The organism is Paludibaculum fermentans (assembly GCF_015277775.1).
Classification (GTDB): domain Bacteria; phylum Acidobacteriota; class Terriglobia; order Bryobacterales; family Bryobacteraceae; genus Paludibaculum; species Paludibaculum fermentans.
The window spans coordinates 7,426,005-7,450,630 of record NZ_CP063849.1 but is presented as its reverse complement, the minus strand read 5'-3'; the positions used below and the strand labels follow the sequence as shown (position 1 = coordinate 7,450,630).

Genomic DNA, 24,626 nt, shown 5'->3' with positions numbered 1-24,626 from the left:
CGTTGCACTGCTCGCGGCCTGGTTCTAGAAATAGAACTTGATCGCTACCTGCACAATGCGCCGGCCCTGTTTCTCAGTCGTGATTCCAAAGTTCGGGTTCGAGATCTTGCCCGTATTCGGATCGTAGATGAGCTTCAGGTTGTTCGATCCATTCACAAACGTGTACAGCGGATGGTTCAGGAAGTTGTACCCGTTGAATCGAATCTGGATCTTCTTCGATTCGCTCAACTGGAAGTTCTTGAACAATCCAAGGTCGAAGTTCATGAATGCGGGCCCATAGATACCAGGTCCGATCGTCGGCCCATTGCCGCCCGGCCCAGTGGGCAGCGCAAAGCAATTGCCGTTGACGAACTGGTGTGGACCCAGCCCGCTGTTGCCCGGACACGTGTACGTGGGGCGCAACGCGATGCTGTCCGTCCCGTTGATGGAGCGTGCGCTCAGGTTGTACCCGCTCCCCAGCTTGTACCCGGCCGTGTCCATGCTGAAGTTGTAACTGGTGTTGGCCAGATCATTGATGCCACTTTGCACCTGTGCAATCCCCGAGATCTGCCAGCCGTTCACCACCCCGCCGGCGAGCTTGTTGCCCTTCAACAGATTGCCCACCTCCACCGAGTACGCCGCATTGAACAGTTGGCGGCGGTCGCCCGGCATCAGCCCGTAGTTGTTGCGCTGATTGAATTCATCGTAGTTGCCGGTGATGCCCAGGCTCTTGCCGTAGGTGTAGTTAAGGTTCAGGTTGTAGCGGCCCTTCGTGCGCAGCCACGTAGCCTGGAACGAATTGTAGTTCTGGTACAGTCCGTGCGTATTGATACGCAGATCCTGGAAGCCCGCGATCGGCCGGAACGAGTCATAGGCCGCCGCGTTCGGATCTCCGACTCCCGCCCTCAACAGCGCGCCCGCCGGCACCGCGTTCAGGTTGTTGCCAGGACCGCCCGTGTTCAGCAACGCACCGCTGCGGTTGCCGACATAGGCCAGTTCCAGCAACCCGGAAAACGGGGTGCGTTGTGAGATCGTGAAGCTATAGCTGTCCGACCATGGCGATTGATCATCCAGGCTATCCACCGCCTGCGCACCCAGCCGGTCGCCCAACCCGGGTGTGTAGGCATCGATCGCCGCCAGGGTCGTCGGGTTCGGGAAGCTGTAGGCCTTCACTCCGGCCGACACATCCAGGCCGCTGGTAAACTGCGCCGAATGGAAGTAATAGCGGCCCCACCCTCCGCGCAGCACAGTCTTGCCGCTGCCGAAGAGGTCGAACGCACCACCCACGCGCGGAGCGTAGTACAACGCACGGCTCGGGAACCCGGAGAGCGGCACGTTCTTATCCCGCGAGTGCCAGAAGAACCCCGAGTAATCCAGGGCCGGAGCATTCGAATTGTAGCGGTTGATGTCGAAGATCGAATACCCCGCGCCCGTCCTGTCCGACCACGGTCCGAAGTGCGAAATGCGCAGGCCGTATTCCAAGGTAAACCGCCGGTTCACCTTCCAGCTATCCTGCGCGAACGCTTCGAACGTGGTGTACGAGATGTCGTTCAGCCGGTTGAAGCTCTGCTCGTTGTAACCGCCCACGCGGCCCAGGATCATGTCTCCGTACACGCTGCCGCTGGAATTGACCGCCGTGTTCGAGTACGAGATCTGCCCGTTCGTATTGCCGTTCGCCGGCTGGTTGTTCCGGATGTACTCATAGAACGCGCCAAACTTGACCGTGTGCGTGCCCCAGACTTTCGAGACGTTGTCCGAAATCGTCGGCAGGTACTTGTCGGCAAAGAGGCCGCGGCTGCCGCCCACTTCGAAGCCGCCCGGATTCAGGACCGTCGCCATCTCACCGCCCCAGCCCGTGAACGAGGGAATCTGCGCCACGCCATTCTTCCACAGGCCCTTGTACGGATAGCCCACATTGGCCCGATCGACCTTCGACGGATCCTCGAACACGTTCGGGAACTTGATGCTCGTATAGGCAACCACCAGTTCGTTCGTCAATGTCGGGGAGAACACGTGCGTCAGACTCGCGGAAATCGAGTCGGAGCTGTTCTTGCCGATCACCGGCGTTGGATATGGCACCTGATTCCCGTTGCGCCACCACAGGCCCACCGGGAACTGCTGGTTTTCCCACTGCCGGTTGTAGCGTACAAACAGCTTCGTCGAATCGCTGATGCTGTAATCCACACGCGTCATGAACTGGTTGCTGTTCTGGTTGAAGTTGATCTGCTGAACGTAGTTGTAGCCGCCGTTCGAATTCGGATCCGCATTCGCCTTGGGCAGCAGGTTCATCAACGCCTGGCCACCCTTGTCCAACATGCTCGCCGGAATGATTCCACCGGGAATCGTCGGATCCGTGATCTGCTGCGGCGGTCCGCCGGACGATGTGATCTTGCCCAGGCCGGCCAGCTCTGACGGGCTGAAGTTGCCCGTCCGCATGCCCGCCGTCGGCACGGTCGCGCGCAGCACGCCGGTATCCAGCTTCTGGGCGTAATATTCATAGCCCGCGAAGAAGAAGAGCTTGTCGCGGTTCTTGTTGAAGTTCGTGCCGGGGATCAGCACCGGGCCGCTGATGTTGCCGCCCGGGAAGAAGTATCGGTTCTCCGGCTTCGGCAGGCCCAGGCGATTGTTCAGCCAGTCATTCGCATTCATCGCATAGTGGCGCGCATACAGATAGGTGCCGCCGTGGAAATCACGACCGCCCGACTTCGCCACGCTGCTCACCACCGCCGGCCCCTTCTGGTTCTCCGCGCCGAAGTTCGAGGTCAATACCTTGAACTCCTGGATCATGTCCGTATTCGGATTCACCGGCGTCGCGCAGTTGCAGCCCGGATCGGACACGTGCGCGCCATCCGCCGTGATGTCCAACGACCCGCCCGGCAGGCCGTTGACGCTGTACGCGCCATTGAACGCGCTCTGGCTGCCGCCGTCCCCATTGCCGTTGATCCCGATCGTCTCACCCGTGAAGTTCGCGCGGTTCTCAGTGCCCGTACCCGCAATCGCGAAACCCGGCATGATCTTGATGAACTCGGCCGCGCTGCGGCCCACCACCGAGAAATCCTGCAACTGCTTGACATTCAATGTGGCCGATTTTTCACCGGAATCCACCGGCGCCACAATGTCGGCCATGCTCGAGACTTCCACCGTCTCCGAAGTCGAGCCCACCTTCATGGAAACATCGACATTCCGCTTGTCCGATCCCGAGAACGCAAGCCCGTCCATCTTCGTGGGTTGAAAGCCGGAGGCTTCAATCGTCAGGGCATAAGTTCCAATCGGAACCGAAGCGAAGGTGTAATACCCTTCGGAATTGGTCATCGTTGTGCGAACGTCGCCGGATGCGGAGTTCTTCAACGTGACCTTGGCATTGGGAATTACTGCCTGTGCGGGGTCTGAGACAATGCCGGTTAGCGTTGCAAAGACCGACTGCGCATGAAGAGCCCCGGCCAAGAGTGCGACAGCAATCACGACAATGGTGATCTTGAGCGACTTGGTCATCGGAAACTTGCCCCTTTCGCGAGCCCGTTCGTACGATGCGTTCCGCCCGGATTCCCTGGAAGGATTTAGCGAACCCAACACCAAGGACCCCAGACCCGTCTTCCCGGACGGAATAGCAGATACATACTAGTGCGATTAAATAGGGGCGTCAATAGAAAAAATACGCACTAAAGAAGATTGCGTAACTCGTGCTTCATCAGACGCTTAGCAAATAAGATATAAGAACCTTAATAGCATTTATTGCGATTCCGTGAATCGGCTCACGCAAAATGAACACCGCAGTCCACAAGCTCGCAATCGTTCGGTAGGCTCTTTCGGAGTGTCGTTATGGAGACAGATTTCGCCGGTTATTCGACTAACACTAAATGTGAGGAGTCCCCACCCTCCGCGAAAGCCGCAAATCGAGCCGCGAACATGAATGAGCGGATAACCCGCTGAAGAGCGGCAACAACCCACCCCAGTCCACCCTCTGCCCGAGCGTCTTTCAACAGAGGGGCGACGCCATTTCCTCTCCGGGCAGCGCGAAGGAAAGAGACGTCGCCCTTAGGTGCCTACTGCTTCCGCTCGGCCATCCACTGCCCGTCGGCCCGGTCCACGACCTTCATCCGCCCCTTCGCCCCGTTCCCATCGATCCAGCCGGCAAGCGTCGCCACCGCGGGTCCAGCCGTGTCCTTCGGTCCGGCCGGCTTCCACTCACCGCGCAAGGTCAGTTCCACATACCCGTCCCGCCAAGTCCCTTCCACCGGCAGTTCGGTCCCGAATGAACCCGACCACGTCCCCTTCACCTGGCCGCCTTCCCTCTCCAGCTTCATCGCTCCTTGAAAGACACCCGAGTCGCTCGTGCACTTCACCGTCCATTCGCCGCCGGCCTCCCCACCGTTCGACACCGGCTGCGCTTTCGCTGGGGTCACCTTCAGGTTGGCGAAGTAACTCTCCTCCCCGGCATAGCCCCACAACGCCACACGGCCCTTCAGATCCTCGCCCTTCAGCCCATCCACGACGAGCGAGGGCTCAGCGGAGCCGTTCACAAACAACTTCGCCCGGCGGCCCGCCACCTCCAGCTTTACGTGGATCCACCTCTCCAAAGCCATATCGGCATGCGCCTCGTACACCCAGGGCCACATGCGCCGCAGCCGGTACCACCCAAAATCGGGCCCCTCGCAGTATTGCACCGTATGGTTGCGCATGGACTGATCCTCGGCTTTCGAATTCCCCGGCCGCAGATAGAACAACTCGTAGTGCGAGCCATCCGTCCGCGCCCGGAAAGCCAGCCCGAGAAAGCCCGGCATCCGCACCCCGGGCGGCGTCAGCGGTTTCACGGCCATATCGGCTTCAATCGTGCCGTCCTGGAACTCCAGACCGTTGATGAACGCCATTCCGTCCTCGGAGTCGTCCATCGTCACCCGCACCGCCTTGCGGCCCAGGTACTCCACCGGTTCCAGCTTCACCCCCCGCCCCGTGAGAGCACTGGCGTCCGTCAGGGGGTAACTCAACACCGGATCGGCCGTGGGCACGGTTTGCCCAAAAACAAGAGGCATCAAAGAAAGGAAGGCTCCGCAGGCGGAGGCAGGGATTTGGCGCAGGAATGGCATCAACCATAGGCTAAATGCGGTTCGCTTCACCGTAGCCGGAAGAGCAGCCAATCACCCGGGGGATGGGCCCAAACGGTCGTTTCGTGCAGGGAGTCGCGGATTCGCCTCGCTGGGTCGCATTGAGTCAGAACCCTTGGTGGCGAACTATTATGCAAATGTCCAACCTCGGTGTAGGCGCTCGCATCGAGGCCCATGCCGGGTATTCCTAGAACACCTGTCCCTGCTGCCCGGATACATAGACAACTTCCAGGCTCATCCTCTCCACCTCTCCGCTGCAGCTCTCTCCGTGTCTCGACTCCACAGTCACAAACGCCCGTGTGCCGCTCGGTGGCGCCTCAGATATAGAAAAAGTCACCGGTGCCGACTTGCCGGGCTGAACGGACAGGGCAACGCCACCGCTCACGGCCGAGCCGTTCGCCCTCAACCAACTATCTGTCCCGGAGAGAGTGACGCACGCCACATACCGCGGATTTGCGCTGTTCAACTGTATCGACTTCGACGGGTTGTCCGGACTCAGCACCGCCGCCGCTTCCAGCGCATATAGCTTCGGTGGCGAACTCGGCTTCGCCATGAGCCCTACTTCGATCTGCGAACTCTGCACCTGAAACACCAGGCTGCCGGGCACCGGCTCCAACAGCTTGTTGCTAATCGCGGTACTACCCAACGAGACTTCCAAAGTGTTCGGATGGGCGCCTGGCAGTGTCAAAGCAAAACGCGGCTCCGCCGAGAACAGAGTGCTGCTGACCGTCGCGTCCCAGCGTAGTTGGTCGTCCTTACTGTTCCAGACCTGCACCGTTTGAGGGAAATTCCTTGAGGTGTACAGATCGATCGAGGTTGGTGCGACGCCGACCGTCAAGTCCCCCCCGCCCGTCCTGATCACCGTAACGCTCACTAACTTCCTTTCGGTCCCCGTCGACAGAACCACCGCGGCGCGAAGCGCGTCCTGCGCCAGCGCACCTTTCGCCGTGAGTGCGAAGGCCTTCGTCTCTCCCGGCTCCAGCGCCACTTCCGCTGGAGTTACCTCCAAAACCGACGTGGGTAGGCCGGATATCGCACGGACCACGATCGGCACTTCACTCTCGCTCGTCACCTCCACGATCTCGCTCTTCTGCCCCTTGGCCTCGACATCGAACTGCACCCCCTCCGTAGTGACCGAGAACGACTCTCTGGCTGTTGCCGGCGTACGCAATTCGATGGGCACCAATACAGAGGCCCCGCCGCTCACCGAAGTCACACGGATCGCCGCATCCGGGCTTACGGTTGAATAGTCCGCGCCGTCGCGCAGCTCGACGACAACCTGGCCGGGAGCGACGATGGCACCCGGCGAAACCCGCACCCACGGCGCATTCACCACCTCCACCTGCACCGCCGTACCCGGAACCGAAGTCGTAATGTCGATCGGAACCCGCACCACCCCGCCGTCCCCTTCGCTCACCTCCATTCGGATTACATCCGGCGCGATCGTCACCTCCGCCCCCGCTTCGGTCCCAAGGCAAGGGCTCTGGCAGACCAGTTCCAGCTTGTACGGAAGATCCGTGTTGTAGCCGGATTCCAGCATCACCAGTTGGTGCGGACCTGAGGAGGCTGGCACAAGCGTCTGAGTCCGCACCGTCGACCCGGCGCCGCCCGGAATGTACTTGCCGACGCTGTTGTAAAGGTAGAACACCGGCAGGCCGTTGCCCGCCGTTCGCGTCAACTTGACCTGGTATGTGTTACTCGGCACCGTGTCGAGATTGAATCGCAGCATCCGCTCCGCTGTCGAAAGCAGCCCTTTCTGCGAGGCTCCGGCTTTCAATGGAATCAGCGGCATCACAGCCGCACTCGGCAGCTCCTTTCCGTCGGCGCCAACCGGAACTCCCCCCCCGCATGGACCGTCACAACCCAGCACCAGCCAGAAAGTTGAGCCGCCATCGCGCGTCGTTGTGATCTCCGCGCGATAGACACCAGTGGTTGGCAAAGTCAGGTCGGAAATTATCGGCGACCTGCTCGTGCACGCATTGTCGACCACTCGCTGCCCGCCCTGCGCGCGCAATGTCAGACAGTTGATGGAACTAACCCCAATATCGTTCAAATAAAGGGTGATTCGATCTTTCTGATCCGCCAGAAATTGAAAACTATACAACTCTTCCGGATGAATTGTCGTCACTCCGACGACATCGCCCGATCGCAGTGTTGGATCTTCGTACGCCGGCGCCATTGAGCATGGCAATAGACAATTCACCTCCACTCGATATGGCAGATCGCTGTTGTAACCCGATTCATACATTACAAATTGGTAATCTCCATCGGTAGATGCCGAAACGGTCTGCTGGTATACGGCGGAGCCGTGCGTCTCAGCGCCCGGGATGTATTTGCCGGCCGGATTGTAGAGATTGAATCTCGGCAGCCCAGATCCATCCGTTCGCTCCAACCGCACCTGGTACCGGCCGTTTTTCACCACCGGGAACTGAAACCGGCGCACGCGGCTTCCAGACTCCAGCAAGCCCTCCAGCGGCAACGCGCCCGGAGCCATTCGATTGACCTCCATCGAACCCGCTTCCGCCCCCTCCGGTGGCTCCGCACTGCATGGACCATCGCAGGCCAGAACAAGCCAGAATGCAGCCCCGCCCGTTCGCGTAGTCCCGATCTCTACAACGTATTCATCCTCGACCGGGGGCGGGAATGCCGACACCACCGTGTTGTTCGTGCTGCAGGACTGCTTGAGAAGTTCGTCCTTCCCCCGCGTGATCTTCGCCGAGAAACAGGCGGATGTCGTCAGCTCATTCGCATATATGGTGATTCGATCCTTCGTTCCCGCTCGAAATCGAAACCGGTACGGCTCACCCGGCCGCACAGAAGTTTCGCCGACGATGGCACCCAGGGCCAGCGGAACCTGGGCAGACAATCCCTGAATGAATGTAAAGAGTAGAAGGACGGTCAGCAGGGCCTGCATTGTCGAATCCTATCACAGCAATTGCTGAAGAACAGTGCATCTTCGCTCACCCCTGCCTCGAGCCTCAACCTTTTTCTTTTAGCGCTCCGGCAGCGACAGACATCTTCACTAATTTAGGGACAAATGAAAATCTCTCCATAAAATTGTTCTCCGTTTGTTCCTGCTGATATAATGCACGGGACTTGGCTTAGCCTACCCCTCGGCGTGGCCTTGTGCCGTGCCTTTCGCCTTGGCTCAATCGAGGATAATCATGACTCTTCCCTCCGGCTCGGAGTTGCGCCGCTCTCTCCTCCGCCTGTGCAGGCTCCTCGGCTTCCTCGTGCTCATCGTCGGGCTCGAACGACTGGTCTTCCACGACTGGCTTCACCTCGAAGACAATCGGGCCTCGCTCGTCGCCACCTTCTACCCGGCCCTGAAGAGCGCCATGCGGACCAGCGATCAACCGACTCTCACCAGTGTCATCCTCATTGACGATCCGGTTGCGCACCCTGTGCTGGATGTCTGCGGGTTTAGGCGGACGCTCACAGAGGTCCTCCGCACTCTCGCCAAACAGGGCCCCACCGCAATCGTCGTCGATGCCTACCTGGGCACTCAGCCAAATTGCGACAAGGAGAACAAGGGACTCACGGCCCTGGTCGACTCCATGTCGATTGCTCAGCGAAGGCCCAAGGAACGCAAAGCGATCCCAATTGTCTTCGGCACCGTCCCCGTCAATGGCGAGGAACACTGCGGCCTCTGGCAGGAATCCGCCTGCCAGGCGCGTAAAACGAATCCAGACGAGGCACACGGACCCAAACCCGACCAGGCTCTCGGATTCGGACTCATGGCCGTCGCCACTGATCGCCGCAAGATCGTCCTCGGCCTGGAGGTGAATGGCCAGGCGCAGCCCACTTTGGCGACTGCGGCCCTCACCATTGCCCATAAGGAGCCACAACTGAGGAGGGTGGCGAAGTTCCTGGAGTCCGGCCCCGCGTTTCAACTCGACCGCTCGGAAAAGAAATATGCCGAGGCCGGCCGGCTTTACCGGGTCCGCTGGAAGAATCCACATGCTGGCGATGCCCTCACCTGGTTCCAGGTCAATCCAGACAACCAGAAGAAAGAAACCGCGATTCCTGACCCGACACTCACAACCGGCACCTTCGATGGTGTGGTCGTCCTCGCTTCAGCGGCCGAATCCACGCAGCCCGGACCTTCCGATTCAAGCCCCGGTTACATTGCTCACGCCAACACCATCGAGAACCTGCTGCATGATGACTACCTGGCCACTCTATTCCCGGAAGAAGGCTTCTTCGGCAGGATTTCGACTCTGGCCGACTACGCGCTCGTCCTGGCGTTCTTCTATTTTCTGGATACCAGGGGAGCTGGCCTCGTCCGCCTGCCTTGGATCGCCGCTAGTGCTGTAGCGATGCTGGTCTTTGTCTGGCTCTGCATGTCCATCGGGCATCGCTATACCGATCTCACGAATATTTCCATTCCGACCTTGTTTCTCGCCTTCATCGAGTCGCTCACCGTCGAATTCCATATCAGGAGTCATCAGTGACTTTTCTAGGCCGGTTCCTGCCAACCATTGCCGCCGTTGTTGTCACCGGCCGGTTCTCACTCCTCGATCAAACGCCAAGCTCTCAACCACAGCAGGTGAAGCCTCCGGTCGTGGCGCCCACGGTTTTGGCGCCTGGCGGGCACAGCCAGCAGGTGAAGCCACCTGAGCCCTCCAATGCAAAACAGCATCCCTCGCGCTACCCCCGCTTCCTCCCCCTGCCCAAGCGGGAGAACCAGATCAAAACGGAAACAGGTGGCATCCGAGCCCTGCTAGAGGACGGCTGTGCCGCGCTTGGCCTTCAATTCGCAAATGACTCCTGCCAAGGCATTGCCCCCGTGCCCACCTCCGCCGGCGGCGCTCCGTCGACTGGCTCCGACGACTGGATCCTCTCCCTCGCCCGCTTCCAGAACAAACTCCCTGACCACCCGGACGAATGGGTCTTCGTCTACCGTTGCCGTAGGGCGTCCTCCAAGGTGCGCCTCTCCCTTCGCGCACACAAGCCGGGCACCGCCCAGGCCGTGTTGGACATAGTCCTGGGCTGTCCTGCCACCGCGGGCAGCCAAACGCGCTTCGACTGGAGACCCTCACCTGACCAGGTGGCCCTATTACGGGGCGATTCCGTGGCTCATGTCCTCATGCAGGAACTCGAGGAAGCCCCCGAGGGCGATTTGAAGGATTGGGGCTACATCTCACCGCTCGTTTTTGGTCTGGACGGACCCGCCCCGGCCACCCACACCGTCGTGCCGAAGGCCCCTCAGGCCGGTGCCTCTCCGGACTCATCTCCGCGTGGCCACTGCCTCTATGTCTCCATCCCGCCGCAATCCACGTTCCTACCCGCGGGGAGCCTGAATCCGGTCGGCTTCGGCCTCACTACCGAGGCGGAAATTTTCCTTCTCCCGGCGACCGGGAATGTGTGCGACCCGGCAGTCCGGCCGGATGAACACACGCCCTGGATTCAGGTGCTTCTCGAGCAGGGCCAATGAGGCTTCCATCCCAACTGCTCCTGATCTGGGCTGCGCTGGGCTTTCCCGCCATCCTGCCCGCCCAGCCGCTGAATGACCTCGTTCGCCACACTGTCGCCGTCGAAGAGGGCTCCGGCGTCGTGGTGGCCGAAGGGCCGGCGGGCTTTCTCGTCGTGACTGCGGCGCACGTCGCCTATCGGACTGCACCGCCAGACGCAGGTCGTGCCGGGTCGTCCCAATCCCCACCAGGACAGTCGGGTCCCTCCGCATCGGGCGCGCCTATCCGGGCGAGCAGCCAGTTGCCCTCACTGGTCGGTGGAGCGGTGGCCGTCGGACAGCTGGCTCGCCGCACTCCGCAGCGAAAGAAATCTGAGCCCGGCAATCGGCGCGAATTTCGCAAATGCACCATCATTGCGAAAGGCTGCGATCCCTATCGCAGCAATGGCTGTGATGTCAGCCGTGAGCCCGATCTGGCTCTCCTCTTCTGTCCGGATAGTGCCGGGGACCACGCAGGGAAGATGATCCTCTCTCCGGGCAATGAGAGTCCTGGCGCGCTGGTCGGGCTGGTCGGCAACCTGGGCGGCCAGGGCGAACTCAGCCTCACGCCCGCTTACGCCCCGCTCATCCGTGTCAGCTCCGCTGAGCTCGAGTACTTCAGCTTCGCCAATTCGTTCGGCTTCGATATCGGCGGATTCTCGGGCGGCGCGGTCTACGACAAACGCGGCCGGATGGTTGCCATCCAACAGCGCGTCACGCCGGACTCGCTGCTGCAGGCTATCGCCTGGAACTCCGTCGAGCGTTGGATCGACCGCAAACTCGACAGCAAACTGGACTGCGGGCAGCCGTCCGATTCCCTTCCGGCCACCAACTGCCAGAAGGCCACGCTGCTCTGGCAGGGCAAAGCCGGCCGCATCCACACACGGCCGGAGGGCGTCCCTACCCCCGCGCGCGGCGAAACCGAAATCGCCATTGGAGCCCAGGCCATTATGGGCGAATCGACATCTCAGGGCGTACAGATCCGCGCCGCGAAGTCGATCGGCTCCCTGCGCAACCTGCAGGCGGCCTTTGAACTGCTCTTCGTCAACCAACGCACCACCATCGACCCCGAGTTCCATGAAGCCGGCTCCAAGCCTGGACTCCTGATGCCCTCGGTCTCCGCTTTGTACCCAATCGGGCAGGACCTGCCCTGGCTCCGGGGCTCCCAACTCGGCGGACTCTACGTCGGCGCGGGCTACGGGTTCCTCCAAATGACCAACCAGAGCCTGGTTGGCTCGTTCGCGGAGCAATTCAAGGAGTACAGCAACACGGCCATCCTGGAATACGGTTGGCGCTGGCGGAAAGCTCGCGCTCCCTGGGGTGTCCAATTCTCCGGCCGGTCCATTTGGGTAAAGGCACCGATCTTCGGCGTGCCGGACCGCCTGGACGTGTTTTCCGGTGGAGTCCTGGTGACGCTGGGCAAATAGGAGCCAAGCAGCATTCGCGCGGATCGAACCGCAATTCGAAAGCACTCCGGGCAGCTCGGTTGATGGGGGTCTAGCTATGTTGGAGGCGCGGACCGGAGTCGAACCGGTGAATAAAGGTTTTGCAGACCTCTGCCTTACCACTTGGCTACCGCGCCCCGTCAGTGGCAGGATACGCTATTACTATAACGCACTGAAGCATTTTGCGCGAAGTTGGCGTCTACAATGGTGAACGTGCCCCGGACCTCCCCGATCTTCCTGGTACTCGTCCTCGCTGCCGCCTTACAGGCGCAGACCGGCGGCATCCTCCCGCTGCGGGAAGTCCGTCCAGGCATGAAGGCCGTCGGTCGCAGTGTTTTCGCCGGAATGAAAGTGGAAGAGTTCCAGGTGGAAGTGCTCGGCGTCCTGGAAAACGCCGGTCCCAAACAGTCCATCATCCTCGCCCGCCTCAGCGGAGCCGGCCTCGAAAAAACCGGCGTCATGCAGGGCATGAGCGGCAGCCCCGTCTACTACAACGGCCGGTTGATGGGCGCCGTCGCCCTCTCGTTCCCTTTCTCCAAGGACCCCATCGCCGGCATCCGCCCCATCGAGGAGATGCTCACCGTCAGCCCCTCCACCCGCCAGACCGCCGAGGTCCGCTTCCCCTACGACGGTCGCGACTCGCTGCCCAGATCGCAGGGCCTCGAAGTCGGCCCGCAGCGCATGATGGAGATCGCCACCCCCTTCTGGCTCAGCGGCTTCACCCGCAATACCGTGGACTACTTCGCACCCGCCCTGCGAGCCGCCGGCCTCGAACCGGTGCAAGGCGTCTCCGGCGGAGGCCGCGCCATCCAGGCCGCCGGCGCATCGAAGACGCCCCTGGAGCCAGGCTCGATGATCAGCGTCCAGCTCGTGCGCGGCGACCTGAACGTCGGAGCCGACGGCACCGTGACCCACATCGACGGCAACCGCGTCTACGCCTTCGGTCATCGCTTCCTGGCGATCGGCGATACGGAGATGCCCTTCGCTCGCTCCGAGGTCATCACGCTCCTGGCCAGCAACAACCAGTCCTTTAAGATCTCCACCCCGCGCGAATGGCTCGGCGCCATCACACAGGACCGCAGCGTCGCCATCTCCGGCGAGCTCGGCAAGAAGGCCGACATGATCCCGCTGTCCATCCGCGTCAAAAGCCGGGGCGGCTCGACGCGCGAGTGGTCCTACAAGATGGATATGGTGGAGGATCGCCTCTTCACCCCTTTATTGGTCCAGATGGCGGTCTTTTCGGCCATCGACGCCACTGAGCGCAGCACCGGAGTCAGCACCATCACCCTGCGCGGCCAGGTTCTGATGGACGGAGCGCCGGCCGTCAAGTTCGACAACATCTATGCCGCCGACCTCGGCGCCCCCCAGCAGGTCTCCGCCGCCATCGCCGCTCCGGTCTCGGCCGTCCTCCAGAGCGGCTTCGATGCCCTCAAGCTGCGCGGCCTCGATCTGGACATCGAGGTATCGAATGAGAAGAAGCAGCTTCAGCTCGATTCCATCTGGGCCTCGCAGCGCGAGGTCCGGCCCGGTGAATCGGTGGAGATTACAGCCACTTTCGCCGGTGAACATGGCGTCGAAATGATGCGCACCGCGAAGTATCAGGTGCCCATCGGTGCCCCGGTGGGTCCGCTCTATTTCACGGTCACCGACGGCCCCTCGGCGAATCTTTCCGACTTCAAACAGTTTCTTCTCACCCCGCCGCGCTCCGCGCCGCAGTTGTACGATTTCCTCACCGGCCTCCATCCCAACGACCGGCCGTACCTCAGGGTCTGGCGGTCCCAACCGTCCTGGCTGGTCCAGGGCGAGACCATGCCGAGTCCTCCGCCGTCCATGGCCATGGCGTTGAGCCACACCGCTACCCAACAGGCCAATGCACTGGTAGCATCCATTGAGATGCCTTCCGCGGGCTTCCAGTTTTCCGGTTCCAAGACTGTTCAAGTGGATGTAAAGGAATGAATCGCTTGAGACGACTCCTGCCGTGCGCCGCACTGGCCATGGCGAGCCTTTGGGCCGGCGGCTCCACGGCCTGGGAAAGCAACACCTTCGCCGACTTCATCAAGGGCCGGTTCCAGGGCATTTCCCTGACGCGCGACGGCCGCCTGACGCTCGCGCCTTCGCTCGACACCCTCGCCTCCACCGGCGAAGCCGGCATCTGGAGCGTCATCTCCGCACCCGACGGCACCATCTACTTTTCCACCGGCCATCGCGGCCGCGTCTATCAGGTGAAGCCCGGCGGCCAGCCCACCGTGGTTTGGGCCTCGCAGCAGCCGGAAGTCTTTGCGCTGGCATTGGATAGCCAGGGCCGCCTGTATGCCGGAACCTCGCCCGACGGCCGCATCTACCGCATCGAAGGCGGCAAGGCGACGGAGTTCTTCAACCCCAGGTCGAAGTACATTTGGGGCCTGGCGGTCGGTCCGGATGGCGCGGTCTACGCCGCCACGGGCGACCAGGGCCAGGTATGGCGCGTGACCCCGGAGGGCAGGGGCTCAGTCTGGTACGAGACCGGCCAATCCCATGTCACGGCCCTGGCCATCGATTCGAATGGCCGGGTGCTGGCCGGCACCGAGCCGAACGGCATCCTCTTCCGTATCGAGGCCAAAGATAAGGCCTTTGTTCTCTACGACTCCAGCCTGCCCGAGATCCGCTCCATCGTGCTCGCTCCGGACGGGTCGATCTTCGTAGCCGCGCTCGGCGGAGCCCTCGCCCAGAAGCAGGCCCAGGCAGCGGCAGCGGCGGCCACCAGCCAGCAGCCCCAGGGCGTCGTAACCTCCACGATTACAGTCACATCCGACGCGCAAGCCGGCGTCGACATCAAACCCAAACCCGAGGCCGCCAAGCCGCCGGCCGCCACCGGGGCGGAAACCCCGCCCACGCCGGCTCCCGTCGATGTCACCGGAGTGGAGAAAGCGGCGCTCTACCGCATTGCGCCCGACAACATGGTGGAGACGGTCTGGTCGTCCAAGGAAGAGAATGTCTTCGATCTCATCCTGAAAGACGGAGACCTGGTCTTTTCAACCGACCAGCGCGGCCGCATCTACCGTCTTTCCCAGGACTTAAAGGCTACGCTGCTGCTGGAAACGCACGAGTCCGAGACCACCCGGTTGCTGCCCACGGCGCAGGGCATCGTGGCCGCGACCAGCAATCAGGCCAAACTCTACCGGCTTTCAAACCAGCCCATAGCGAAGGGCACCTACGAGTCGCCTGTCCATGATGCGGGCAACGTCGCCCGTTGGGGCCGGCTGGAGTGGCGAACGGATAACTCGTCTGGAAAGATGAGCTTCCGGACGCGCGCCGGCAACTCGGCCCGGCCGGACCGCACTTGGAGTGATTGGTCCGAGCCGGTCTCGGACCTGGCCAAGGCCCTGATCTCGAGCCCGAATGCCCGCTATATCCAGTGGCAGGCCGAGTTCCAGCCCGTGAACGGCCAGTCGCCGCTACTCGATTCCGTTTCAGTGAGTTACCAGCCGCAGAACGGGCGCCCTGTGGTGCGTAGCGTTCAGGTCACGCCGCAGTGGGTCGCCTCGGCCCAAAAGACTGCCGCCGCCGCGCCGCAAACCCCGATCTCGTATAGCATTACGGTGACTGACTCGGGCGACGCCGGCACGGCCACCAGCAGCGGGACACCCACCCAAAACATCAGCCGCAGTGGCACGCCCCAGCTCTTCATCGCCTGGCAGGCGGACGACCCGGACGGCGACAAGCTCATTTATTCTCTGTGGTACCGGGCTGAAGACGAGGTCACCTGGAAGTTGTTGAAAAGCGAGATCGCCGACAACACCTACATGCAGGAGACCGAGGTCTTCGCGGACGGCCGCTACTACTTCCGCGTACTGGCGTCGGACCGACTCGCCAACAGCCCGGCCTCGGCCCGCGAGGGCGAACTGGTGAGCCAGCCTGTGCTGATCGACCAGACCCCGCCCACGGTGACGATGGGCACGCCCCGCGTGAACGGCAATCAGATCGAGATCGATGTCGACGCTTCCGATGCGCATTCCCCAGTGAGGCGCGGAGAGTTCTCGTTTGACGGCTCCGCCTGGAAACTGATGGATGCGGCCGATGGCATTGCGGACAGCAAACAGGAACGCTTCATCGTCCGGTTCAACGCCATTTCCGGCGAGCACAGTGTCGTCGTGCGGGTATTCGATTCGGCTGGCAATCCGGGCCTGGCGCGTTTGGTCTTGCGCTAACTCCGATGTGGCGAACAGCGGTTCTCGTGTTGGCGGGCGTCCTGGCCGGATGCTCGCGCACGCCGCGGTTCGCCCCGATTCCTGAGCAACTTGCACAAGTTACGGCAGAGGATCCGCTAGAGATGCCGTGCTTTGCGTCCATGAGCGAGCCTCGCACCAGCTCCTTCATTTTGAATGACATAGCGAACACTGGATGGAAGCGCTGGACGGGTGCGTGGCCTACCGTGCGCTGTACCCTCCCATGGGACGGCAAGTGGTTGGCGGCCTTCGACTTCGAGGTAGCGGACGCGACGCTTAGGGACACCGGCCCCATCACTCTGACATTTGAAGTAAATGGGCAGAAGGTGGGCACACTGCGCTGTGACCATGCGGCGCAGTACAGATTCCGGGCCCCCATCCCAAAAGCCCTGGCCCAGGAAGAGCAGGTTATTACTCTTGTCGGCATTGTCGATAAGCCCTGGGTGTCCCCTGGCGATGGCGCGAAGCTGGGCGTACTCGTCACGGGGGCTGGATTCCTCGAAGAATGAAAGAGGTATGGCACATTCTGGAGGGCTCGCTGGCGACCGTGGTGCTCACGGGCTCGCTGGGCTGGCTTATCCTCGGATTGTGCCGGATCCGGTTGCGCGCGGGGGAACGCTGGCCGGCCGCACTTGCCGTTGGAGTGCCTCTGTCGGCGGCGGCCGTCTGGTGGGCCGGCCCACGGAAAGGCGCGCTGCTCTGGGCCTCGATCCTATTGACAGCGTTGGCGACTTGGCGGCGGAAGGACATCCGTGTGGAGGCGGACGAACCACTGCCCCGATGGCTGATGGCCCTGATGGCTGTCGTCATGGGGGTGTTCGGCTTTTGGGCCCTCACGAACGGTAAAACAACGCCTGTCGTTTGGGACGAGGCGTTGGTGCAAGCCATCGGGATCGTGCGCCATTGGACCCCGCCGGGGTGGGACGCAGGTACATTCTGGACCTTGCCGTATCGCTTCGGGGCGGAGCCGGCCATCCGCCTGGTCCACCTCTGTTTCCATGCCGCCCTGGCCTTGACGGTCCTGGCCGCGGCCCGGCGATGGATGGAGCCGCTGGGGGCGGTCACCGCGGCGTTGCTCGTTTTCACGGCTGCGCCCCTGCTTGGGTTTGCCGGGTTTGGCGGATCGCAGGTGCTGTTTGCGTTCTGCATATTCTCGACCATCTGGCTCGTCGCCGCCGCGCGCCAGTGGCTGATTCTGCCCTGGGCTTTCTTTCTAGCCTGGTTTGCCTGGCGGGTGGCTCCGGAGTCGGGTGGAAACGCGTTCTCTGGCTTTCTTTTCCTGCATTTGCCCTGGGTCCTCGTGCCGTTTGCGGCGCTTGCCCTGGGCTGGCTGGTGCGGCGTCAGAAGGCGGTGGCGGCGGTGTTGGTGGGCTTCCAACTGGTGACGGTTTGGCCTGGTCTGGCGGAGCGTCTGGCACCGGTTCAGGAGCTGAGCCGGGGCGTGGAAGACGCGCGGATGCTGGAGCGCTCCGTCGGTCCCAACGCCTTCTTTTTGAGCGAGATACCCCTGGCCCGGAGCCTGATGACGCATCCCGTGAGCGGGGACCCGGCGCTCCTGGCAACGATGAGCCGCGCCTTCGGGACCTGGCGTGAATCGCGCATCCCCGTGCCTGGCGGGGCTCGCAGGACGTATGCCCTTCCACGGCAAGGGGTTAACGGGGAAGTGCGGTTCTATCGGGCGGGCGTGGAAGTGCCTCGCTCGCCCGCATGGCGGATCCGGGCGACTGAGGGCGAACAACGGGCCGGATGGGCGTTCGACAACAGCGTGGTGAGCGGCTGCGACTGTGCCGTGGAGATCGATTTTGGACAACCGTTTGAGTTCGACGAGGTCCGGGTTTTAGGGAGCTACGGCCGCTCCGTCGAGCCGCCCGCCGGGCTGCGCCGAGGTGCTGTGATCTTCCTGAAAAGATTAGGGATCACGCATGTGGTAGTACGAGAGGGTAGCGCCCTGGCCGACGAACTGCACCGCAACGCCGCATTCTGGGGCGCCAAGGAGACGGGGCAGCGCGAGGAGGTGCATCTCTTTGCGCTGGAATGAGTTGCAGTGGTCTCGATGGGCTGGCGCCTTGCTGGCGGCGGTGTTCTGCTTTCACCTGTGGCGGGCGGCCACGACCTCCATCACGACCGATGAGGCCTTTACTTTCAACGAGTTCGTGGCCCCGCCGCTGCTGCAGGTGCTCACCACCTACGACGCGAACCACCACGTCCTGCACAGCCTGCTGTGCAAGGCCGTTATCTCCTTGCTGGGTAAGGGTGAGTTGCGCTTCCGGCTGCCCGCGCTGCTGGGCACGCTGTTGTACCTGTGGAGCGTCTGGAGGCTGACCCGGCAGCGGTTGGGGGATACGCCTCTCATGGCGGCGACAGCAGTGCTGTTGGCGGTGCATGCCGGCCTGATCGACTACTTCTCCCTGGCCCGGGGCTACAGCCTGGGGATGGGGTTCGTCATCTACGCCATGACTGAGACTGGGGTAGAGCGATACCGGCGCGCGTCGTTGGCACTTGGGTTGGCGGTGGCTTCGAATCCCGTCTACGTCGTGCCGGCGGCAGCTTGGTTGTTCTCGGTGCTGGTCACGAAACGCCTGTGGCGGCGGGTGGATGAACTGGCGGCTCCCGGCCTGGTGGCGGCGCTGGTCGTTCTGGCGATCCCCGTGAGTCGAGCCGTCAGCGAACGGTTTTACTATGGCGTCGCTTCACCCTGGATCTCGTGGCGGAGCCTGATGGATGTGCCGGGTTGGCCGGACTTGTCCACGGTCCTGGTTGTAGCCGTCCCCTTGGCCGTGGTGTGGGGCGCCTGGATGGAGCGGGGGGCACTGACAATCACACTCGGGCTGAGTCTTGCTGGAATTGCCTTGCTGCATGGGTTTGCACACTTCCCCTGGCCCTACGGGCGAACCGGCATCTATCTGATACCACTGGTCTTTCTCCTAGCGGCCGAGGCGGCCCGGCGACTGCGCTGGGGTGCGCTGCCACTGTCGCTGCTGGCGCTGGTTTCCGTCTCCTCGGTGCAGCCGCAAGTCTATGCAGCGTGGGGCTTTGACGCCGACAACCAGGCCGTGGCCGCGGCACTGGACGGCTTGCACCCGAAAGGTCCGGTGGCCGTGCAGTTCCCGATGGAGCAGGGCTTGCGCTTCTACAGGCCCGCGTCCTACGTAGTCCTGCGGCCAGGAGTAACGGCCGAGGTCTATGTCCTGCGGACCGACGAGGCGGCTCTGCCCCGTCCCGAAGGCGTGCGGGTGGTGCGGCGGTTCGAGCGGAGCGGCGTGGAAATCGCGATTCCGGGCTCTTTGAAATAGCGGTCACAGCCTTTCGAAATATTTCTTCAAGCCACAACTTGGTCTTTTTCTATTGCTTAGCTGCAGGCGTGGCGAGCACACCGAGCAGATTCTTGTTTTCGTGGTGTTTAATGCCGGCCGATGACGAACAAGTATCTGATCGATCTTTTGACGGCTGGCGGGCAGAGCATCCCCCAGGCCGCGGATGAACTGGACCGGACGGTGGAGCGGATCCTCAGCCGGTTGAGAAACGGCGAGGTGGTTTCCCTGCCGGGGTTGGGGCGGCTGGTGCCGGAACGGAACTCGTCGTTCCGCTTCGAGAAGGCGAGCGTGATGAGGAGTCCCGGCCGTGGCCGCAAATAGGCCGGTGACGACGCGGCAGGTGGCCCGGCTGCTGCAACGGTGCCTGAATCAGGGGCAAGCGGTGGAGATTGCCAGCCTGGGCGTGTTTACGCGCGGGGTGGAGGGTGTCGAGTTCCAGCGGGAGCAGAGGCCGAAGGTGTTTCTGGCCTACGCCGTGGAGGACTCGGAAGTAGTGGATAGGATGAGAGTTGCGCTGCTGGAGGCGGGCTTTCAGCCGTGGATGGACCGGCACGCGCTGGTGCCGGGACAGAACTGGCCGCGAGCCATAGAAGGAGCGATCCGGACGGCGGATTTCTTCGTGGCGTGCCTGTCGTGGCGGTCCGTGGGCAAGCGCGGGACGTTCCAGAGCGAGCTGCGCTATGCGTTGGATTGCGCGCGGAGCCTGCCATTGGACGACCTGTTCTTCCTGCCGGTGCGGCTGGAGGAGTGCGGCGTGCCATCCCGGATCAGTGAACAATGGCAGTATGTCGATTTATTTCCAGAGTTTACAGCCGGGATGGAGCGGCTGATCGCGGCTATGCGGAAGGAAGCGGCCCGGCGGCAAGGGTGAAGCGGCCGGCGTGTCCGACGCGGCGATAGGCGTCGCGGGTGGGCCGGTATTCGGCGATGGCTTCGTTCAACGGAATGGGCTGGAGCATGGCGTCGACCGGAGCGGCAATGGTGAGTCGGCGGGGCGCGATCAGGGCTGCGATTTCAGGCAGATCCGCGAGCTGGAGAAGGCCTCGGACCAGGTAGCTGGCTGGGACAAGGTGGCGGTCCGTTCGAGTGAGGGCGGCGTAGGAGAGCAAGGGGGTGAGGCAGGTGGTGGCGGAGATGGCGGGCTCGATGGCGGCGGCGCATAGCGCCCAGACGCCGGCGAGGCCGCGAGACTCCAAAACAACACTTGTCGTTTTGAAGATAAGCCGTGCGCTGGCAATGGATTGGAGGGTGTCCGCGACGCGCAGGCCGCAGAGGTCCTGGTTGAGATACCAGGCGAGGTAGGCGTGGGCGGTTTCGGGCGCGAAGAGGTGGCTGAAGTTGGCGGACGGAGGCCCGGTCAGTCCTCGGACGTCGACGGCGAGGATGCGGCGGCCCTGACTAGCGAGTTCGGCATTCATGACATGGGGCTGATCGCCGATAAGGACGATGGGCGCCTCGCGAGAAGGGCTGGCCGGGTGATAGGCGGTGGCCTTGAGGGCGAGCGTTGAGTCGATGGGCAGGTCGTAGGTCTCGACTCGGATGTTGTGGATGGTCTCGCCGTGGATCCGGCGGGGCTCGGGTTTGGGCTGGGCCGGCAGGCGCAGGAACTGGCGTAGTGCCGCGGAGGTAACTGGCTGATGTTTATGGACTTCTCGCTGGACGAACTGAAACAGCGTGAGGCCGCGCTGCTCGTGTTTCAAGGATCCCGATGGGGTGACGTTGAGGACATCGGGCGGCTCGGGGTTGGCCGGCGGCTCTTCCGTGGGCCCTGGTTTTTGTAGCAGATGGCGTGAGAGAAAGTCGGCCGTCGCGAGACGGAGTTTTTGAGTCCAGGCGTGTGGCGCCTGGGCTTCGGCGGTTTCAAAATCGGCGTCATGGCCCAGCAGGCTGTAGCGCCGGCGGATGTGCGCGGCCGTTTCCTGGAAGGCCGGGGTGTAGTTCTCGATCAAGGCCAGGAGAGGTCGCGGAGCGATAGCGGAGTGCAGGTCGCAGGCGTCGATGCCGTGAATGGCGGCTGGAAACAGGTTCTGTTCCGCGTCGGCGATGGGGACTTTGGCTCCGGGTTGGAGGTGCATGGGCCAGCGGTGGAAGGTGCCACCCTCGTTGATGACGAAGCAGCGGATGCGCGGGTCGGCATGGGCGAGGAACATGGTGAGGGTTCCGCCGCCGGAGTGGCCGGCACAGGCGATGCGTTGCGGGTCGACGTCGGGGCGGCTGAGCAGGTAGTCGATGCCGCGCATGCCGTCTCGCACGAGGTAACCGGTGAGGGATTGTCCGAGCAGGAGAAGGAGGTGTCCGGAGAGGGAGTGCTCGTCGACGCTGCGGAGCATGCCCTGCTGCGTTTTGGTGACGGGGTCCCAGTATTGGCGGCGTTCGCCCTGGCCGGTGGGGTCATAGGCGAGTACCACGAAGCCGGCGCGGGCGAGCAGGATATAGGCGCGCTGGTAGTCGGGGTGTTGGCGTGAGATTTCGTAGTGGCCGCAAGGCGAGAGAACGGCCGGATGAGGGCCGGGGCTTGCCGGCACGTAGAGGTTGGCCGTGACCCAAAGATTGGGCGCGGATTGAAAGAGCAGGTTTTCGATGCGGTAACCGTCGCGTTGGGTAATGCGCGTGACTTCGGCATGCAGCGGAGTGGCCGGTCCGAGGGGCCCGAGCATTTCGCGAACGCGCGCCTGGATGAACCGGATGCGGTTCTGGAAGGCGGCTGGAGTTGTGATGGCGGCGCGGCGGGCGTCCCACTCGATAGCAAGGTTGTCGAGTTGGGCAGCGAGATGGAGAGCCAGGCTGGACTGAGCCGCCGCGGGCGGCTGGGCCCAGGCGAGGGAGGGCCAGGTCAGGATAGCGCGGCGCGAGATCGGGGTCATGGCTGGGTCCAGATGGGGACGCCGAGTTCGGCGAAACGGGCGGCTCCGGTGAGGAAGTGGGCGGTGATCCAGAAGACGGTCCAGGACTCGTTGTAGTCTCCACGGAGCTTGGCGAGTTCGACATCGGCTCCGCGCTGGGCGTAGTTGGTCTGTTGGAGTTGTTCGCCTTGGCTGCCGTAGGGGTCGATGATCTGGCCGCAGGAGCGGTACATGACAAGGGCCAGTTGTCTGAGATCCTCGCGATGGTCGATCTGGCCGAGGCGGTAGATCTCGGGGGCTACGATGGCGCCCCAGACGTCGAGGTGCTGGTTCTGGACGGAGACCGCGGTCCAGCCGCGGGTGCGGACGCGGTGGTCGGTCAGGCGGCCGGCCGGGAAGGGGACATCCCAGACGTAAGTGTAGGTGAGGACAACGTCGGCGGCGTGGCGAGCCCAGGTGAGGTGCTCGGGTTGATGGGTGTCCTCATATAGCGAGAGGAAGCCCTGGAAGGCGAGGGCGGCCGCCTCTTTGTCTTCGCAGGAGGCATCGAGCGTGCCGCCCCAGTAGGGCTCACGCATGGCGAGATGGCGATCGGCATAGTGTTGGGCGGCCTTGAGGGCGGCCTGGCGGTAGAGCGGAGTCTGGAAGAGGCGCGCCGCTTCGACGAGCGGGGCGATGAACGAAGCTTCGTTGGTGGAGGCAGGTTTCCAATCCGCTTTGAGGATGCGGGCGGCGTGGATGCCGGATGCCTTGCGGAGGAAGGCTTCCCATTTGGCCGTGTTGCGATGGGCACTGCGGCCGGTATTGATGGCCCGGGCGAAGGCGAGCATGGCCTGGCCCTGGTTGAGGACCTCGGCGCGGTCCCAGGTCTTCTTCTGGAGGTCGTACCAGTTGTGAAAGCCGCCGTCGTAGAAGGTGGCGGCGGAGAGGAAGTCGAGGGACTTCTGGGCGTAGGTGAGGGCGGCAGGGTCGTTCAGTCCCGGCGCTAGAACCTGGAGGGCGTAGCCGGGCGCTTCGGCCTGGCCGGTCCAGCCCATGACGGATTGGGGGCGGTCGACGTACTTCTGGAAGGTGGTGAAGTCGGGGGACTCGTGCCAGCGGGTTTTGGCATAGCGGTACTTGGCCCGGACGATGTCGGAGAAGGCCGGCAAGTCGCCGGCGTAGAAAGGATGGAAGAGGTCTAGGGAAGACAGAACCGAGTGCTGGAAGGCGGAGCCTTCGCGGTCGACGGGGAAGGCTTCTAGGTAGAAGGATTTTTCGATGACAGCTCCGGGCGGTACGGTGAGCCAGGCGTCGGGATAGGGCATGAAACCGCGCTGCAGGCCCTTAATGACGGAGCGCTGGCCGTTCGAGGCGGCTGGTCCGCTGAGGAGGGTGAGTTCCGTGGATCCCTGTTGAGAAACGAAGCCAAGCGACCACCACTGGTCAGGGCGATTGCCATACGGCGCGGGCGAGGGGATGGAATGGAGGGCGGCGCCCCAGAGCCTGCTGCCGCGGTGGAGTTCCAGGGACGCGAACGGCATCGGGTAACGGTGCTCTTCGTAGAGGGACTCTTCGCCGGGCTGGCCGGTGGAGACGGGGACGCGATGGCTGCGGGCTCCGGAGGGGTTGCCGTAGTAGTTGATGCCGGGGAGGACGGGCTGGGCGGAATCGGCCGGGACTTCGAATCGAACGGAGAGGGTGACGTGGGTGGCGGGCTGAGCGCCCTTCCAGGTGAAGCGGCGGAGGCCGTGAATGAGGCCGTTTTCGAGGCGGTAGGCGTCCTGGAGAGACCAGGTGCCTCCGCAGGCCTGCAGGTCGGCGGTGAGGATGGTCCATTCGCCTTCCGTAGAGATTTTGGCCGGCTGGGCGTGCTGCCAGTTGGCGGGCCAGTTCTCGCGCCAGTCGCAGGAGAGGGACCAGAGTCCTTCGCTTAGAGATTGGGCGATGAGTTCCGAGCCGGAGAGGATCTGAACTTGGTGGTTCTCCACCTTGAATCGAGGTTGGGCCGATGCGAGCGGGCCGAGGGCGAGTGCCAGGAGGAGGACGTGGGGCCGAATCACACCTTGCATTGAATCACGACGGGTGGCGGGGTGGTTCCGGGTTGAGCGGATCGGGGGATCCGCTGCGGACGAGGGCGTCCGCCCTCCCGACGGGGTGGACGGCGCGGTGAGCAGGAGTTGGGGGTGGCTCGGGACGGGGTGGTTCCGGGTTGAGCGGATCGGGGGATCCGCTGCCGACGAGGGCGTCTGCCCTCCACCGGGGTGGACGAGGTGGTGGGTCGGCGAGATGGATGGCGCGGGACGG

15 protein-coding genes and 1 tRNA gene are annotated in these 24,626 nt (G+C 63.0%); 10 read left to right on the top strand and 6 right to left on the bottom strand.

The annotated features are described in order from the left end of the window. Nucleotides 1–24: 24 nt before the first annotated feature. From IRI77_RS29495 to IRI77_RS29485, 3 genes are all read right to left on the bottom strand, one after another. The gene (locus IRI77_RS29495) at nucleotides 25–3,471 is read right to left on the bottom strand and encodes a TonB-dependent receptor (protein WP_194448550.1); all 3,447 of its coding nucleotides are present in this window, start codon (nucleotides 3,469–3,471) and stop codon (nucleotides 25–27) included. A gap of 551 nt (nucleotides 3,472–4,022) precedes the next feature. Then, entirely contained in the window at nucleotides 4,023–5,009 is a 987-nt protein-coding gene (locus tag IRI77_RS29490) for a hypothetical protein (protein ID WP_194448549.1), read from the bottom strand. A 259-nt stretch (nucleotides 5,010–5,268) separates the two neighbouring features. Continuing rightward, entirely contained in the window at nucleotides 5,269–7,995 is a 2,727-nt protein-coding gene (locus IRI77_RS29485) for a hypothetical protein (RefSeq protein ID WP_194448548.1), read from the bottom strand. Nucleotides 7,996–8,245: 250 nt separating this feature from the next. On the opposite strand from IRI77_RS29485, the gene IRI77_RS29480 reads away from it, so the two are divergent. Genes IRI77_RS29480 through IRI77_RS29470 form a run of 3 tightly spaced genes read left to right on the top strand, consistent with a single transcriptional unit; the run spans nucleotide 8,246 to nucleotide 11,960 of the window. Continuing rightward, nucleotides 8,246–9,535 (top strand): CHASE2 domain-containing protein, encoded by a 1,290-nt coding sequence (locus IRI77_RS29480; RefSeq protein WP_194448547.1) that lies wholly within the window; start codon nucleotides 8,246–8,248, stop codon nucleotides 9,533–9,535. Further along, entirely contained in the window at nucleotides 9,532–10,518 is a 987-nt protein-coding gene (locus tag IRI77_RS29475; protein ID WP_194448546.1) for a hypothetical protein, read from the top strand. The genes IRI77_RS29480 and IRI77_RS29475 overlap by 4 nt, the downstream gene beginning before the upstream one ends. After that, complete coding sequence (locus tag IRI77_RS29470) at nucleotides 10,515–11,960, top strand: trypsin-like peptidase domain-containing protein (protein ID WP_194448545.1); 1,446 nt, start codon at nucleotides 10,515–10,517, stop codon at nucleotides 11,958–11,960. Before IRI77_RS29475 ends, IRI77_RS29470 begins: the two co-directional genes overlap by 4 nt. A gap of 80 nt (nucleotides 11,961–12,040) precedes the next feature. Here IRI77_RS29470 and IRI77_RS29465 read toward each other — a convergent pair. Next, nucleotides 12,041–12,115: transfer RNA gene (locus tag IRI77_RS29465), tRNA-Cys, on the bottom strand. A 67-nt stretch (nucleotides 12,116–12,182) separates the two neighbouring features. Here IRI77_RS29465 and IRI77_RS29460 point away from each other — a divergent pair. The 7 genes from IRI77_RS29460 (at nucleotide 12,183) to IRI77_RS29430 (ending at nucleotide 20,368) form a co-directional block, all read left to right on the top strand. After that, a complete protein-coding gene (locus tag IRI77_RS29460; protein ID WP_194448544.1) occupies nucleotides 12,183–13,934 on the top strand; it encodes a SpoIVB peptidase S55 domain-containing protein in 1,752 nt (583 codons plus the stop codon). A 5-nt stretch (nucleotides 13,935–13,939) separates the two neighbouring features. Further along, nucleotides 13,940–16,165 (top strand): Vgb family protein, encoded by a 2,226-nt coding sequence (locus IRI77_RS29455; protein ID WP_194448543.1) that lies wholly within the window; start codon nucleotides 13,940–13,942, stop codon nucleotides 16,163–16,165. Nucleotides 16,166–16,389: 224 nt separating this feature from the next. Beyond that, nucleotides 16,390–16,692, top strand: a complete 303-nt coding sequence (locus tag IRI77_RS29450) for a hypothetical protein (protein WP_194448542.1) — start codon at nucleotides 16,390–16,392, stop codon at nucleotides 16,690–16,692. Continuing rightward, complete coding sequence (locus IRI77_RS29445) at nucleotides 16,689–18,221, top strand: hypothetical protein (RefSeq protein WP_194448541.1); 1,533 nt, start codon at nucleotides 16,689–16,691, stop codon at nucleotides 18,219–18,221. Before IRI77_RS29450 ends, IRI77_RS29445 begins: the two co-directional genes overlap by 4 nt. Beyond that, nucleotides 18,208–19,476 carry a hypothetical protein gene (locus IRI77_RS29440; protein ID WP_194448540.1) on the top strand — a complete coding sequence of 423 codons (1,269 nt, stop codon included), beginning with the start codon at nucleotides 18,208–18,210 and terminating at the stop codon, nucleotides 19,474–19,476. Before IRI77_RS29445 ends, IRI77_RS29440 begins: the two co-directional genes overlap by 14 nt. A gap of 120 nt (nucleotides 19,477–19,596) precedes the next feature. Further along, nucleotides 19,597–19,818, top strand: a complete 222-nt coding sequence (locus IRI77_RS29435) for a hypothetical protein (RefSeq protein WP_194448539.1) — start codon at nucleotides 19,597–19,599, stop codon at nucleotides 19,816–19,818. Further along, nucleotides 19,805–20,368 carry a toll/interleukin-1 receptor domain-containing protein gene (locus IRI77_RS29430; RefSeq protein ID WP_194448538.1) on the top strand — a complete coding sequence of 188 codons (564 nt, stop codon included), beginning with the start codon at nucleotides 19,805–19,807 and terminating at the stop codon, nucleotides 20,366–20,368. Before IRI77_RS29435 ends, IRI77_RS29430 begins: the two co-directional genes overlap by 14 nt. Here the strand turns inward: IRI77_RS29430 and IRI77_RS29425 are convergent. Both IRI77_RS29425 and IRI77_RS29420 read right to left on the bottom strand, forming a co-directional pair. Continuing rightward, nucleotides 20,334–22,361 (bottom strand): alpha/beta hydrolase family protein, encoded by a 2,028-nt coding sequence (locus tag IRI77_RS29425; RefSeq protein WP_194448537.1) that lies wholly within the window; start codon nucleotides 22,359–22,361, stop codon nucleotides 20,334–20,336. The two genes, IRI77_RS29430 and IRI77_RS29425, sit on opposite strands and share 35 nt — an antisense overlap. Continuing rightward, entirely contained in the window at nucleotides 22,358–24,391 is a 2,034-nt protein-coding gene (locus tag IRI77_RS29420) for a hypothetical protein (protein WP_194448536.1), read from the bottom strand. Before IRI77_RS29420 ends, IRI77_RS29425 begins: the two co-directional genes overlap by 4 nt. Between the last annotated feature and the right edge of the window lie 235 nt (nucleotides 24,392–24,626).

What these genes read in the sequence shown, in the direction of transcription:
- IRI77_RS29480 (WP_194448547.1), top strand. Translation starts at nt 8,246, where the DNA reads ATGACTCTTCCCTCCGGCTCGGAGTTGCGCCGCTCTCTCCTCCGCCTG.
- IRI77_RS29460 (WP_194448544.1), top strand. Translation starts at nt 12,183, where the DNA reads ATGGTGAACGTGCCCCGGACCTCCCCGATCTTCCTGGTACTCGTCCTC.
- IRI77_RS29435 (WP_194448539.1), top strand. Translation starts at nt 19,597, where the DNA reads ATGACGAACAAGTATCTGATCGATCTTTTGACGGCTGGCGGGCAGAGC.
- IRI77_RS29470 (WP_194448545.1), top strand. Translation starts at nt 10,515, where the DNA reads ATGAGGCTTCCATCCCAACTGCTCCTGATCTGGGCTGCGCTGGGCTTT.
- IRI77_RS29425 (WP_194448537.1), bottom strand. Translation starts at nt 22,361, where the DNA reads ATGACCCCGATCTCGCGCCGCGCTATCCTGACCTGGCCCTCCCTCGCC.
- IRI77_RS29420 (WP_194448536.1), bottom strand. Translation starts at nt 24,391, where the DNA reads ATGCAAGGTGTGATTCGGCCCCACGTCCTCCTCCTGGCACTCGCCCTC.
- IRI77_RS29485 (WP_194448548.1), bottom strand. Translation starts at nt 7,995, where the DNA reads ATGCAGGCCCTGCTGACCGTCCTTCTACTCTTTACATTCATTCAGGGA.
- IRI77_RS29495 (WP_194448550.1), bottom strand. Translation starts at nt 3,471, where the DNA reads ATGACCAAGTCGCTCAAGATCACCATTGTCGTGATTGCTGTCGCACTC.
- IRI77_RS29445 (WP_194448541.1), top strand. Translation starts at nt 16,689, where the DNA reads ATGAAAGAGGTATGGCACATTCTGGAGGGCTCGCTGGCGACCGTGGTG.
- IRI77_RS29490 (WP_194448549.1), bottom strand. Translation starts at nt 5,009, where the DNA reads ATGCCTCTTGTTTTTGGGCAAACCGTGCCCACGGCCGATCCGGTGTTG.